The 12799-nt window shown below is 70.8% G+C and carries 12 protein-coding genes; 8 read left to right on the top strand and 4 right to left on the bottom strand.

Annotated features, from left to right (window positions below):
- The 3 genes from ACWGIU_RS13820 to galU all read right to left on the bottom strand — a co-directional run.
- On the bottom strand, positions 1–176 hold a 176-nt coding region (locus tag ACWGIU_RS13820), incomplete at its 3' end, for a cyclic pyranopterin monophosphate synthase MoaC (RefSeq protein ID WP_453705476.1).
- Positions 177–249: 73 nt separating this feature from the next.
- Positions 250–1605: a molybdotransferase-like divisome protein Glp gene (gene glp, locus ACWGIU_RS13825; protein WP_453705456.1), complete on the bottom strand. Its 1356-nt coding sequence runs from the start codon at positions 1603–1605 to the stop codon at positions 250–252.
- 4 nt (positions 1606–1609) lie between these two features.
- Positions 1610–2512 carry a UTP--glucose-1-phosphate uridylyltransferase GalU gene (gene galU / locus ACWGIU_RS13830; protein ID WP_453705458.1) on the bottom strand — a complete coding sequence of 301 codons (903 nt, stop codon included), beginning with the start codon at positions 2510–2512 and terminating at the stop codon, positions 1610–1612.
- A gap of 95 nt (positions 2513–2607) precedes the next feature.
- Between galU and ACWGIU_RS13835 the strand changes: the two genes are divergently transcribed.
- Complete coding sequence (locus ACWGIU_RS13835; protein WP_453705460.1) at positions 2608–3222, top strand: 5-formyltetrahydrofolate cyclo-ligase; 615 nt, start codon at positions 2608–2610, stop codon at positions 3220–3222.
- A 24-nt stretch (positions 3223–3246) separates the two neighbouring features.
- Here the strand turns inward: ACWGIU_RS13835 and ACWGIU_RS13840 are convergent, their stop codons facing one another.
- Positions 3247–6111: a penicillin acylase family protein gene (locus ACWGIU_RS13840; RefSeq protein ID WP_453705462.1), complete on the bottom strand. Its 2865-nt coding sequence runs from the start codon at positions 6109–6111 to the stop codon at positions 3247–3249.
- A gap of 215 nt (positions 6112–6326) precedes the next feature.
- Between ACWGIU_RS13840 and ACWGIU_RS13845 the strand changes: the two genes are divergently transcribed.
- From ACWGIU_RS13845 to pyrF, 7 genes are all read left to right on the top strand, one after another.
- Complete coding sequence (locus ACWGIU_RS13845) at positions 6327–7850, top strand: potassium/proton antiporter (RefSeq protein ID WP_453705478.1); 1524 nt, start codon at positions 6327–6329, stop codon at positions 7848–7850.
- Positions 7851–8236: 386 nt separating this feature from the next.
- Positions 8237–9637, top strand: coding sequence for an MFS transporter (locus tag ACWGIU_RS13850; protein WP_453705464.1), 1401 nt, complete (start codon positions 8237–8239; stop codon positions 9635–9637).
- 67 nt (positions 9638–9704) lie between these two features.
- On the top strand, positions 9705–10028 hold the full coding sequence (locus ACWGIU_RS13855) for an FmdB family zinc ribbon protein (protein ID WP_453705466.1): 324 nt from the start codon (positions 9705–9707) through the stop codon (positions 10026–10028).
- An 81-nt stretch (positions 10029–10109) separates the two neighbouring features.
- A complete protein-coding gene (locus ACWGIU_RS13860) occupies positions 10110–10943 on the top strand; it encodes an S-methyl-5'-thioadenosine phosphorylase (RefSeq protein ID WP_453705468.1) in 834 nt (277 codons plus the stop codon).
- A gap of 47 nt (positions 10944–10990) precedes the next feature.
- A complete protein-coding gene (locus tag ACWGIU_RS13865) occupies positions 10991–11476 on the top strand; it encodes a hypothetical protein (protein WP_453705470.1) in 486 nt (161 codons plus the stop codon).
- Between the two features lie 104 nt (positions 11477–11580).
- Positions 11581–12138 (top strand): carboxymuconolactone decarboxylase family protein, encoded by a 558-nt coding sequence (locus ACWGIU_RS13870; protein WP_453705472.1) that lies wholly within the window; start codon positions 11581–11583, stop codon positions 12136–12138.
- Positions 12139–12154: 16 nt separating this feature from the next.
- Positions 12155–12799: orotidine-5'-phosphate decarboxylase (gene pyrF / locus ACWGIU_RS13875; RefSeq protein WP_453705474.1), on the top strand; the 645-nt coding region annotated here is incomplete at its 3' end.

The raw sequence follows: 12799 nt of genomic DNA on the forward strand, positions 1-12799 counted from the left end.
GCGCGGGCGGCGCCCTTGGGGACGCCCTCGCCGCGCAGCAGCTCGATCACCCGCGGGGCGACGATTACGCGTCCGCTGGCCCGTGCCGTCCGGGTGGTGACGTCCTTCCCGGACACGTCGACCATCCGGGCCGCCCCGGCCTCGTCGATGTGGGTGAGCCTGCTTTCGGTACTCATTGCTGCGCCGCTCCGCTCTGGGCTCCCGGGGAGCCTGTGTGGTGCGACACACGCTACCCGCACCTGCTCGACTTCAGCCGAGCAGGATCACTTCCAGCTCGGTCCCCGGCTCCACGGAGGTGACGTCCTCCGGTACGACCATCAGGGAGTCCGCGTGCGCCAGCGCGGCGATCAGGTGGGAGCCCGATCCGCCGACCGGGCTGACCGTGCCGCTCTCGGCGTCGTACTTGCCGCGCAGGAACTGGCGGCGGCCGGCCGGGGAGCCGAGTGCCTTGTCGGCGCTCAGCACCGCGCGCAGGCTCGGCCGCCGGACCTCGGACTCCGGCAGCCCCATGAGGGCGCGGATCGCGGGCCGCACGAACAGCTCGAAGGAGACGTACGAGGACACCGGGTTGCCGGGCAGCGCCAGCAGCGGGGTGTGGTCGGGGCCGATCGTGCCGAAGCCCTGCGGCTTGCCGGGCTGCATCGCGAGCTTGCGGAAGTCCATCCGGCCGCCGTCGACGTCCTCGCCCGCGCCCTCGACCGCGTCGGACTGCCCGACCGAGGACAGCGCCTCCTTGACGACGTCGTACGCGCCGACGCTGACTCCACCCGTGGTGACCAGCAGGTCCGCCCTGATCAGCTGGTCCTCGATGGTGGCGCGCAGGGTGTCGGCGTCGTCCGCGACGGCGCCGACCCGGTAGGCGATGGCGCCGGCGTCCCGCGCGGCCGCGGCCAGCGCGAAGCTGTTGGAGTCGTAGATGGTGCCCGCTGTGAGCGCCTCGCCCGGCTGGACCAGCTCGCTGCCGGTGGACATGACCACCACGCGGGGGCGCGGCCGCACCCGTACAGTGCCGCGCCCGATGGCGGCCAGCAGGGCGATCTGCGGCGGCCCGAGGATCGTGCCGGCGGCGAGGGCCAGGTCACCGGCCTGTACGTCGCTGCCGCGCGCGCGGACGTGCGCCCGCGCCTCGGCGGCGCGGTGCACCCGTACCTCGCCGCTCGCGTGCTCGGGGGCGGCGCTGGCCGGGGTCATCCCGGCGGCCGCGCCGCCGCCCGTGCCGCCGTCGGTCCACTCGACCGGTACGACGGCTTCCGCGCCGGGCGGCAGCGGGGCGCCGGTCATGATCCGGGCAGCCTCGCCGGGGCCGACGGTGGGCAGCTCACCGCTGCCCGCCGCGACGTCCCCGACGACCGTCAGCACCGCGGGGAACTCCTCGCTCGCACCCTGGACGTCGGCCGTTCGGACGGCGTAGCCGTCCATGGAGCTGTTGTCGAAGGGCGGGAGGGCGACGGGCACGGTCACGTCCTCGACCAGGACACAGCCCTGGGCGTCCAGCAGTTGGAGCTCGATGGGCTCCAACGGCCGGACGGCCGAGAGGACGTCCGCGAGGTGCTCGTCCACGGACCACAGACGGTGGCCGGTGTCCTGCGGTGCGGAACTGCTCAAGGTGCTACATCTCCTCCGTGACGTAACGGTGAAGCCAGGTGCGGAACTCGGGGCCCAGGTCCTCGCGCTCGCACGCGAGGCGGACGATGGCCCGCAGGTAGTCGCCGCGGTCCCCGGTGTCGTAGCGACGGCCCCGGAAGATCACGCCGTGCACCGGACCACCGACGGTCTCGTCGGCGGCCAGCTTCTGCAGGGCGTCGGTGAGCTGGATCTCCCCACCGCGGCCCGGCTCGGTCTCCCGCAGTATGTCGAAGATCGCGGGGTTGAGGACGTAACGTCCGATGACCGCGTAATTGCTGGGCGCGTCCTCGGGGTCCGGCTTCTCGACGAGGCCGGTGATGCGGACCACGTCCGCCTCGTCCGTGGCCTCTACGGCGGCGCAGCCGTAGAGGTGGACGCTGGCCGGGTCGACCTCCATGAGCGCGATGACGGTGCCGCCGGTACGGGCGTAGATGTCGGCCATCTGGCGCAGCAGCGGGTCGCGGGGGTCGATGAGGTCGTCACCGAGCAGGACGGCGAAGGGCTCGCGGCCGACGTGCGGCTCGGCGCACAGCACCGCGTGGCCCAGGCCCCGCGGGTCGCCCTGGCGGACGTAGTGCATGGTGGCCAGGTCACTGGACTCCTGGACCTTCTTCAGGCGGTCGTCGTCGCCCTTGGCGATGAGGGCCGACTCCAGCTCGTAGTTCCGGTCGAAGTGGTCTTCCAGGGCACGCTTGTTACGCCCAGTGATCATGAGAACGTCATCGAGCCCGGCCCCGACGGCCTCCTCGACCACGTACTGGATGGCCGGCTTGTCCACAACCGGGAGCATTTCCTTCGGGGTCGCCTTGGTCGCCGGGAGGAAGCGAGTGCCGAGGCCAGCGGCCGGAATCACGGCCTTCTTGATCACGGGGTGCAACATAGTCATGCCCCGAACGATAGTGGTCTTCCGTCGAACACCGGACGAGAACGCGGCAGTTAGATCCCGATATGCCCTGATTCGGAAGGATATTTGATTTCCTCGTGGCAGAGAACCCGCCCAACGCCTCCGCCAAGGCCGAACTGCGCCGAGAACTGCTCGCCGCGCGCCGCGCCTTGTCCGCCGAACACTGCCGTACGGCGGCCACCGCACTCGCCGTCACGGCTTTCGAACTGCCCGAACTGGCCGACGCCCGCACGGTGGCGGCGTACGTCTCGATCGGCACCGAACCCGGCACCCGGGACCTCCTCGACGCCTTGCGCACGGCCGGCAAGCGGGTCCTGCTCCCACTGCTGCTGCCCGACAACGACCTCGACTGGGCCGCGTACGAAGGCCCGGCCGCACTCGCCGAGGCCGCCCACCCGGGCAAGATGCGGCTGCTGGAGCCGACCGGCCCCGCGCTCGGACCGGACGCGGTCACCGGGGCCGACGCCGTGCTGCTGCCCGGGCTCGCGGTGGACGGCCGCGGTATGCGCCTCGGCCGCGGTGGAGGCTCGTACGACCGGGTGCTGGAGCGGCTGGCGCGCGCCGGGGCGCATCCCGCGCTGGTCGTGCTCCTCTACGACGACGAGGTGGTCGCGCGGGTCCCGGAGGAACCGCACGACCACCCCGTACAAGCGGTGGCGACCCCGTCAGGGGTGCGCCGCTTCAGCGCATGACGACACGGGTCCCCGCCCTGACCCTTACGAGCCCTCGGGCTTGAGGGTCAGGGTGTCGACCGTGGCCTTCTCGACGGCGTCCTTGCCGAAGGGCCACTCCAGCAGCTCGCCCTTGGCCCACATCGTCGTCTGGTCCGTGTAGTGCGCGTTGTACGCGTGCCCCGAGGCACCCGTCAGGTTGATCCAGCGCGACTTGTCGAGGTCGTTGAGGTTCACGACCATCCGCATCGACGGCACCCACGTGACCCCGTACCCGCTGGAGGCGTTCCAGCCGGTCGCGTTGACCGTGGCCTCGCCGCCGCCCACGTCCCACGGGCCGCGGTTGAGGAGCCACTGCATGAAGCCGGGGCCCTCGGTGCCGATCGTCTGGTTCTTCAGCGTCAGCTGGTGCAGGCGGCCCCAGCTCCAGGTGGACTGGTCCTTGCCGAGCTTGGCGGTCAGCTCCCAGCGCGCGTCCCGCATGGCCCGGGCGAAGAGCTCGTCGCGGGTGGTGGCCGCCGGCTGGGTCACGGTCCTCGGCGAGGTCCACCACGGCGACTTCTCGTCCTTGACCAGGCGACGGACCACCTCGAACCAGCGGTCGCCGCCGTCGGGCTGCGCGGAGTCGGAGTCACGGGTGCCGCATTCGCGGACCGTCTTGGCGAGGTCGTCGGCGGGGCCGGTGCCGTTGCCGACGACACTCATGCAGCTGCCCTCGATCCGCAGCTCCTTGGGCATCTTGTCGCCGAAGGACAGCTTGAGGATGTTGCGCCAGACCGCGTTGAAGTAGGCCGCGGCCGCGGAATCGGGCTCCTGCGTGTAGTTCCAGCCGTCGAGCAGCTTCTGCGCCGCCCGCACGCCCGGGTCCGAGACCTCTATCTTCGCCAGCATCGGGGTCAGCAGCGCGGCGATCTCGCTGCTGTTGTCCATCTGCATGGTGCGCATGTCGTCGGTCGAGATCCGCCCGCCGTCCTTGATCTTCGCCTCGATGAGGTCGTTGATCCGCTGGCTGCGGGCGCCGTAGCCCCAGTCGGTGGTCAGCAGGTTCGGGTACTTGCCGGCGCCGGTGCCGCTCTCCACGACCGCCTGGTTGGCGGTGACGATGTAGCCGCGGGAGGGGTTGAAGTCCCAGGGCATCTCGCTCTGCGGGATGTAGCCGGCGTTGCCGTCCTTGCCGCCCTTCCAGGCGTACTTGGAGTCCCAGCCCGGGGCGGGCATCCGGCCGTCGCCCTGGCCGCGGACGGGAATGCGGCCCGGGGCCTGGTAGCCGATGTTGCCGTTGGGGCCCTTGTTGTCGGCGTAGATCAGGTTCTGGGACGGGACCTCGAAGTCGGCGGCCGCCTTGCGGAAGTCGTCGAAGGTCTTGGCCCTGTCGAGCCTGAAGACCGCGTCCATGGACTTGCCCGGGTCCAGCGCCGTCCAGCGCAGGGCGACGGCGTAACCGTCACCGCGGTCGGGGGCGGAGCTGGCGACGGGGGCGCGGCTGCCGACCGTGCCGAGCTCCTCGCTGCGGTCCGAGACGAGCGGGCCGTTGTTGGTGGTGCGGACGGTGATCTTCTTGCTGTCGCCGCCCGCGATCTTGATGACCTCTTCACGGGTGTCGAAGGGGAGCACCCGGTTGTCGTGGACGTAGCCCTCCGGCTTGACCTGCTCCAGGTAGAGGTCCGTGACGTCGGCGCCGAGGTTGGTCATGCCCCAGGCGATGTCGGTGTTGTGGCCTATGACCACGCCGGGCATGCCCGAGAAGGTGTAGCCGGCCACGTCGTACTGGCACTGGGCCGAGACCGCGCGGCAGTGCAGGCCCATCTGGTACCAGACCGAGGGCAGCTGCGGGGACAGGTGCGGGTCGTTCGCGAGCAGCGGCTTGCCGGTCGTCGTGTACTTGCCGGAGACGACCCAGGAGTTCGAGCCGATGCCGCTGCCGTTGGGGCCGAGGATCGCGGGGATCTTGTCCAGGGTGTCGGCGAGGGAGGTCAGCTGGGTGCGCAGACCCACGGTCGCGCCCTGGGCGGAGGCGTTGTCGGCCAGCCCGTTGGCCGGGCCCGTGACGGTCGAGGTCTGGGTTCCAACGGCGTTGCCGCCACCGGATCCGCTGCCCGAGCCGGTCCCGGTGCCGGTCCCGGTGCCGGTGCCGGTGCCCGCGGCGCCCTGCGGGGTGTACTTGCCGCCGTCGACCTTCCCGCCCTCGACGATCGGCTTGTTCCGGTCGAAGGGGTACGGCGGGTAGAGCTCGTCGATCTGCGCCTGCGAGAGCTTGGTCGCCATCAGCGCGCGGTCGATCTCGTCCTGCATGTTGCCGCGCAGGTCCCACGCCATCGCCTTGAGCCAGGCCACCGAGTCCACCGGCGACCACTGCTCGGGCCGGTAGTCGTCGCTGAGCTCGAGGGCCGCGTGCTCGACGGAGAGGTCCTTGCCGGACTTCCCCTTCAGGTACGCGTTGACCCCGTCGGCGTAGGCCTGGAGATACTTCTTGGTCTCGGCCGACAGCTTGGTGTCGTACTCGGCCTGCGCGACCTGGCGCCAGCCCAGCGTGCGCAGGAAGGCGTCGGTCTCGACCTGGCCGGAGCCGAACATCTCGGAGAGCCGGCCGGACGTCATGTGACGCCGTACGTCCATCTCCCAGAACCGGTCCTGCGCGTGCACGAAGCCCTGCGCGCGGAAGAGGTCGTCGTCGTTGTCTGCGTAGAGCTGGGGAATGCCATGGGCGTCGCGCTTGACGTCGACGGTCCCGGTCAGGCCCGGCACCTTGAGTGAGCCGGTCGTCTGGGGGAAGGAGGCGCGCACGCCGTCCACGCTCCAGTACGCCCCGTAGCCGAGGCCCGCGACGAGAGCCAGGACCAGGACGAGCACGATCAGACGGGCGCGTCGTCCCTTCTTCTTGACGGGAGGAGCGGTTTCGTTGGCGGGCATCGCTGTCCTTAGAGGGGCAGGGTGGTCCTGGGAGTGCTGGGAGCAACCATAGGCGCAGGACCGACTTCGTTGATCCGCCAGGGGTGGAGCTGACGAGGACAGGGGCGAACAGGCGTTTCACAATGTGGTTATCGCGTAAAGGGCGCGTCAAAGATTAGGTAAGGTAACGAACTACTTGCCGAACTTGTCGCCGGGAGGATCGATCCGCCGGGCGCATTGAGGAGGGCCGCCCGCTGACTGTCCACACGCTCAATGAGCTTCTGCTGGTCTGCTCGCTGGTGCTGCTCGTCGCCGTGGCGGCGGTACGCATCTCTTCGCGCAGCGGTCTCCCCAGCCTGCTCATCTACCTCGGCATAGGCATCGCGATAGGACAGGACGGCATCGGCAACGTCGTATTCGACAATGCCGAGCTGACCCAGGTCATCGGATATGCGGCGCTCGTCGTGATCCTCGCCGAGGGTGGTCTGGGCACCAAGTGGAAAGAGATCAAGCCGGCCCTGCCGGCCGCGGTCATGCTGTCACTGGTGGGCGTCGCGATCAGCGTGGGCGTGACGGCGGCGGGAGCGCATTACCTGGTCGGACTGGAATGGCGCCAGGCCCTGCTGATCGGCGCGGTCGTCTCCTCGACCGACGCGGCGGCCGTCTTCTCCGTGCTGCGAAAGGTCCCGCTGCCCTCACGGATCACCGGCGTCCTGGAGGCCGAGTCCGGTTTCAACGACGCACCCGTCGTGATCCTGGTGGTGGCCTTCTCGACCGTCGGCCCGGTGGACGAGTGGTACGTCCTGATCGCCAAGATCGCCCTGGAGCTGGCGATCGGCGCGGCGATCGGCCTGGCCGTGGGCTTCCTGGGCGCGTTCGGGCTGCGGCACGTCGCGCTGCCCGCCTCCGGCCTCTACCCGATCGCCGTGATGGCCATCGCCATCGTGGCGTACGCGGCCGGCGCCCTCGCGCACGGCTCCGGCTTCCTCGCGGTGTACCTGGCGGCGATGGTGCTCGGGAACGCGAAGCTTCCGCACTGGCCGGCCACCCGGGGCTTCGCCGACGGGCTCGGCTGGATCGCCCAGATCGGCATGTTCGTGCTGCTGGGCCTGCTGGTCACCCCGCACGAGCTGGTCCGCGACTTCTGGCCCGCCGTGATCATCGGGCTGGTGCTGACGATGGTGGCGCGGCCCCTGGAGGTCTTCATCAGCCTGCTGCCCTTCCGGATCTCCTGGCAGGAGCAGGCACTGATGTCGTGGGCGGGCCTGCGCGGGGCCGTGCCCATCATCCTGGCCACCATCCCGATGGTGTCCGGGATCGAGGGCAGCGACCGGGTCTTCAACATCGTCTTCGTGCTGGTCGTCGTCTACACGCTGGTGCAGGGGCCGACCCTGCCCTGGCTCGCGCGCACGCTGAACCTCGGGAACGGGGAGGAAGGCGCCTTCGACCTCGGGATCGAGTCGGCGCCACTGGAGAAGCTGCGCGGGCACCTGCTGTCCTTCTCCATCCCGCCGGCCTCGCGGATGCACGGCGTGGAGGTGAGCGAGCTGCGGCTGCCGCCGGGGGCCTCGGTCACGCTGGTGGTCCGGGACGCGAAGAGTTTCGTACCGGCGCCGTCGACCGTGCTGCGGCGCGGGGACGAGCTGCTGGTCGTGGCCACGGACCCGGTCCGGGACGCGGCGGAGGCACGGCTGCGGGCGGTGGCCCGGGGCGGCAAGCTCGCGGGGTGGCTGGGCACGGGCGGACCCGCTTCGCGTTAGAGCATCGCTCCAACGAGTTAGAGCGTCGTTCTAATCGGCCGAATTCGGTGAGTTATGCCCGCTTTTGCCTGCCTTTCCTGGCTCTTTACCGGCGAAGCGGCCGTTAATCCCAGGCGAAGACACCCCTTGTCGCCGAATTCACAGGGCGTGGTAGGGCGTTTCCCTGTACGATGAAGGCACACCAGATCGAACCAACTCTGCCTGACGCAGAGCTGGCGCGACCGCAAAGCGGCCGTGGCACCACCCCGTAGTGGGCGCCCAGGTATCACTCGGTTCTGCGCAAGAGGACAGCTCTCGGGGCTCCCACATGTACGGGTGCGGCGCTCACAAGGCGGAGCACCGTCCGCAGACGGGGACGCTCTACCAGGCAGCGGAAAGGCAAGGCCGTGACATCCGCGGTCACGACCGACACGTCCGCCCGCCCCGGCTACGGGCAGCTCCTGCGCACTCCCGGCGCCCTCGGCTTCGTACTCCCCGGCTTCGCAGCACGACTCCCCTTCGGCATGCTGACGATCAGCATCCTGCTGCTGGTCCAGCACACCACCGGTTCCTACGGCAGCGCCGGTATCGTCGCCGCCGTCACCGGTATCTCCATGGCACTGTCCGCCCCGCTGATGGGCATCTGCACCGACCGCTTCGGCCAGAGTGCCGTCCTGCTGCCCGTGGTCCTCGCGCACTCCGCCGCCGTCACCGGCCTGGCCGCGCTCGCGCTGCTGGGCGCCCCGGTCTGGGCGCTGGCCCTGGCCGCCGTACCCGCCGGTGCCTCGGTACCGCAGGTCGGACCGATGGTCCGGGCGCGCTGGGCCGCCAAGCTGGAGGGCTCTGCGCTGCTGCCGACGGCCGCCGCCTTCGAGTCCGTCACCGACGAGTTCACCTTCGTCGTCGGCCCGGTCCTGGCGACCGCGCTGTGCACCGGCGTCCACCCGGCGGCCGGCCTGGTCACCGAAGCCACGCTGACCCTGCTCGGAGGTCTGCTCTTCGCGGCCCAGCGGGCCGGCCAGCCCACGACGCACGCCCCGTCGTCGACCGGTGAGAAGCGCGCCTTCGCACTGTCCTCCCCGGGCCTGCGTGTCCTGATCTTCGCGTTCCTCGGGATCGGCGCCGTCTTCGGCGGCATGCAGGTCTCGCTCGCCGCCTTCTCCGACGAGATCGGCAACCCGGGCGCGAACGGCCTGCTCTACGGCGTCTTCGCCGCAGGCAACATGATCGCCGGTATCGCCATGGGCGCCATCGCCTGGAAGATCGGCCCGCGTCGCCGGCTGATCCTGGGCTACATCGGCCTCACCGCCGGCGCCTCCGTCCTGTGGGCGGCGAACTCGATGATCCTGCTGGGCGCGCTCGGCCTGGTCGTCGGCCTGTGCATCGCCCCGGCGCTGATCACCGGATACACGATGGTCGAGCAGCTGGTCCCCGCGAACGCCCGGACCGAGGCCTTCACCTGGCTGACCGGCTCGATCGCCTTCGGTCAGGCCATCGCCGTCATCCTGGCCGGCCGTCTGACGGACGCGCACGGATCCTCGTTCGGATTCCTGGTGCCCATGGGTGCCACCGCGCTCGCGCTGACCACTCTGCTGGTTCTGCGGGCGAAGCTGGCCCCGAAGGCCCCGAGCCGGATCGTGAACGCGTCCGCACAGGAGGCCGCGCCCGCGGCCCCGGTGAAGCCGCAGGCCAAGACGACGGTGGCGGCGAAGGCTCAGGCGACCACCCGAACCACCGCCTCGCCGGCCTCCCGTAACCGGGTGAACGAGCGTGGGATGGGTCACCGCGTGCCGGTGACGGTGGACTGATCGGCCGGAATACGTCACCATGGAGCGTCGTTAGCACTCATTGAGTGAGAGTGCCAGGAGGAAATTCGTGCCGACCTACCAGTACCAGTGCACCGAGTGCGGTGAGGGCCTTGAGGCCGTGCAGAAGTTCACCGATGACGCACTGACCGTGTGCCCGAGCTGCGACGGACGCCTGAAGAAGGTGTTCTCCGCGGTCGGCATCGTCTTCAAGGGCTCCGGTTTCTACCGGAACGACAGCCGTGGCGCGTCGTCGAGCAGCACCCCTGCCTCGAAGCCGTCGTCCAGCTCCTCGCCGTCCTCGACGTCGACCGCTGCCGCCGCTCCTGCCGCCTCGTCCTCCTCGACGTCGTCGAGCTCGTCGAGCAGCAGCAGCTCCACGTCGGCCGCCTGATCGCTTCTCCCCGAGGCCCCGCCGCCCCACCCGGCAGCGGGGCCTTCGGCATGTTCACGGCAGGGCCTTAGGGTGGGCGGCATGGTGAACGCAGAGATCGGTGTCATCGGCGGCTCGGGCTTCTACTCCTTCCTGGAGGACGTCTCCGAGCTCCAGGTGGAGACCCCGTACGGACCCCCGAGCGACTCCCTTCACGTGGGTGAGCTGGCCGGGCGCCAGGTGGCGTTCCTGCCCCGGCACGGACGCAGTCACACCGTCCCGCCCCACAAGATCAACTACCGGGCCAACCTGTGGGCTCTGCGCTCGGTCGGCGTCCGCCAGGTGCTGGGTCCCTGCGCGGTCGGCGGTCTGCGGGCCGAGTACGGGCCGGGCACGCTGCTCGTTCCCGACCAGCTGGTGGACCGTACGAAGGCCCGCGCCCAGACCTTCTTCGACGGTGAGCCGTTGCCGGACGGCTCCGTCCCGAACGTCGTACACACCACTTTCGCCGACCCGTACTGCCCGGTGGGCCGGTCCGTGGCCTTGGCGGCGGCCCGTGGGCGGGACTGGGAGCCGGTGGACGGCGGCACGATGGTCGTCGTCGAGGGACCGCGCTTCTCCACGCGCGCCGAGTCGCGGTGGCACGCCGCGGCGGGCTGGTCGGTGGTCGGCATGACCGGTCACCCGGAGGCGGTCCTCGCCCGTGAGCTGGGGCTCTGCTACACCTCGATGGCCCTGGTCACGGACCTGGACGCGGGCGCGGAGACCGGCGAGGGCGTGTCCCACACGGAGGTCCTGAAGGTATTCGGCGCGAACGTCGGACGGCTGCGCGAGGTCCTCTTCGACGCGGTGGCGGCCCTGCCGGTCACCGAGTCCCGGGCCTGCCTGTGCACGCACGCGCACGACGGCTGGGACCTGGGCTTCGAGCTGCCGTAGGGCGGCGCCGCAGCCGCGTTGTCGGTGGCGGCTCCTAGCCTGTGCGCATGGGAAATCGGGGCGGGATGGCCGTGGCACGCGCCACGGTGGCGGAGCTGCGGGAGTTCGCGGCCGAGGCCGGGTGCGCGGACGTCGACGGCGACGCGGACCTCGGCGGTGGCTGGTCGCAGGTGCACTACCCCGACCAGCCGGACGGCGTCGCGGCGGCGCTGGCGCGGCGGACCGGAGCGCCGGTGCTCACGGTGGCCTACCTCGACAGTGATGTCGGCTGCGTCGAGGGCGCCACTTTCGCCGGGGGCCGTTGGAAGGCACTGCTCAACCGGGACACGGCCGAGGACTACGAGATACCCGTCGACCGGTTCCCCGTCGAGGCGGCCCTGGTGGGCGCCCTCGACTGGGCGGCCGCCGCCGGGCTGACCGCTGACCCGGAGGGGGTCCTGGCCGCTCTCACCGGCTCCGAGATTTTCGCCGAGGAGCTCGCCGACCGGCTCCTCGGCGCTCTCGGGATCGCTCCCGCGACGCCCGGCGAGTAAAGCGCCCAGAAAACCGGACGCCGGCTGTCACATTCGGCGCGGCTGTCCGGTCCTCCCTGGTGAAGGCGGAAACGAAGACCGCCCGAGCCAGGGAGATGACTGTCATGCCGCGTATCTCGCTCACCCCGCCCCGCACCCTGCTCATGCGGCTCGGGGCCTGGTACTCGCGCCGTACGTACGGCAAGGTGCTGGACCCCGGGCAGGCCTACGGGCACAACTCGCGCGTGCTCTTCTCCTACGTCCAGCTGGAGCGGAGCGCGGCGAAGTGGAATGCGCTCGACGCCGGGCTTAAGCATCTCGCCGTGATGGCGGCGGCGGCCCGCATCAACTGCTCGTGGTGCATGGACTTCGGCTACTGGGAGGGCCACGAGCTGGGCGTGCCGACCGAGAAGATCGAGCGGGTGCCGCGCCGGCGGGAGGCCCCTGAGGTGTTCACCGAGCTGGAACTGCTGGTGATGGAGTACGCCGAGGCCATGACGGAGACGGAGCCGACGGTCACGGACGAACTCGCGCGGGAACTGATCGCGCGGCTCGGCGAGGAGGCGTTCGTCGAGCTCACCGCGGTGGTCGCGCTGGAGAACTGGCGCTCGCGCGTCAACAGCGCCTTCGGCCTGACCAGTCAGGGCTTCTCGGAGGCCTGCCAGGTCCCGGCCGACCGGTGACCGCGACAATGACGGCGTGAACACCGACCTTCCCGGCGCCGACCGCAGGGTCATCGTCGCCCTCGACTTCGACCACCGCAGGGCCGCCGAGGCGCTCGTCGAGCGCCTCGGCGACGCGTGCGGCTTCTACAAGATCGGCCTGGAGCTGCTGACCGCCGCGGGCCCCGGACTCGCGCGGGACCTCGTCGGGCAGGGGCACGAGGTCTTCCTCGACCTGAAACTCTTCGAGATCCCGAACTCCGTCGCCGGAGCGGTCCGGGCCGCCGGTGCGCTGGGCGCGTCCATGGTGACCGTGCACGGCATGGGCGGTACGGGGATCATGTCCGCGGCGGTGGAGGCGGCGCGGGAGTTCCCGCGGCTGCGGGTGCTCGCGCTGACGGTGGTCACCAGCATGACCCGGAGCGACCTCGCGGACATCGGCATTGCCGCGGACACCGAGGAGCAGGTGCTGCGGCTGGCCCGGCTGGCCGTGGAGGCGGGCTGCGACGGGGTCATCGCCTCGGCGCAGGAGGCCGGGGCGCTGCGCGGACTCCTGGGGCCGGGCCGGTTGATCGTCACGCCGGGGGTGGTCCTGGAGCCGGAGGGTGCGGCGGGCGGGCACGCCCGGCCGGGGACGCCCCGGGCCGCCTTCGCGGCCGGGGCTTCGCATGTCGTGGTGGGC

It is taken from the genome of Streptomyces sp. NPDC054840 (assembly GCF_053611065.1).

Coding starts and splice junctions, on each gene's coding strand:
- ACWGIU_RS13870 (WP_453705472.1), top strand. CDS start 11,581: ATGCCGCGTATCTCGCTCACCCCGCCCCGCACCCTGCTCATGCGGCTC.
- galU (WP_453705458.1), bottom strand. CDS start 2,512: ATGACTATGTTGCACCCCGTGATCAAGAAGGCCGTGATTCCGGCCGCT.
- ACWGIU_RS13865 (WP_453705470.1), top strand. CDS start 10,991: ATGGGAAATCGGGGCGGGATGGCCGTGGCACGCGCCACGGTGGCGGAG.
- ACWGIU_RS13860 (WP_453705468.1), top strand. CDS start 10,110: ATGGTGAACGCAGAGATCGGTGTCATCGGCGGCTCGGGCTTCTACTCC.
- ACWGIU_RS13840 (WP_453705462.1), bottom strand. CDS start 6,111: ATGCCCGCCAACGAAACCGCTCCTCCCGTCAAGAAGAAGGGACGACGC.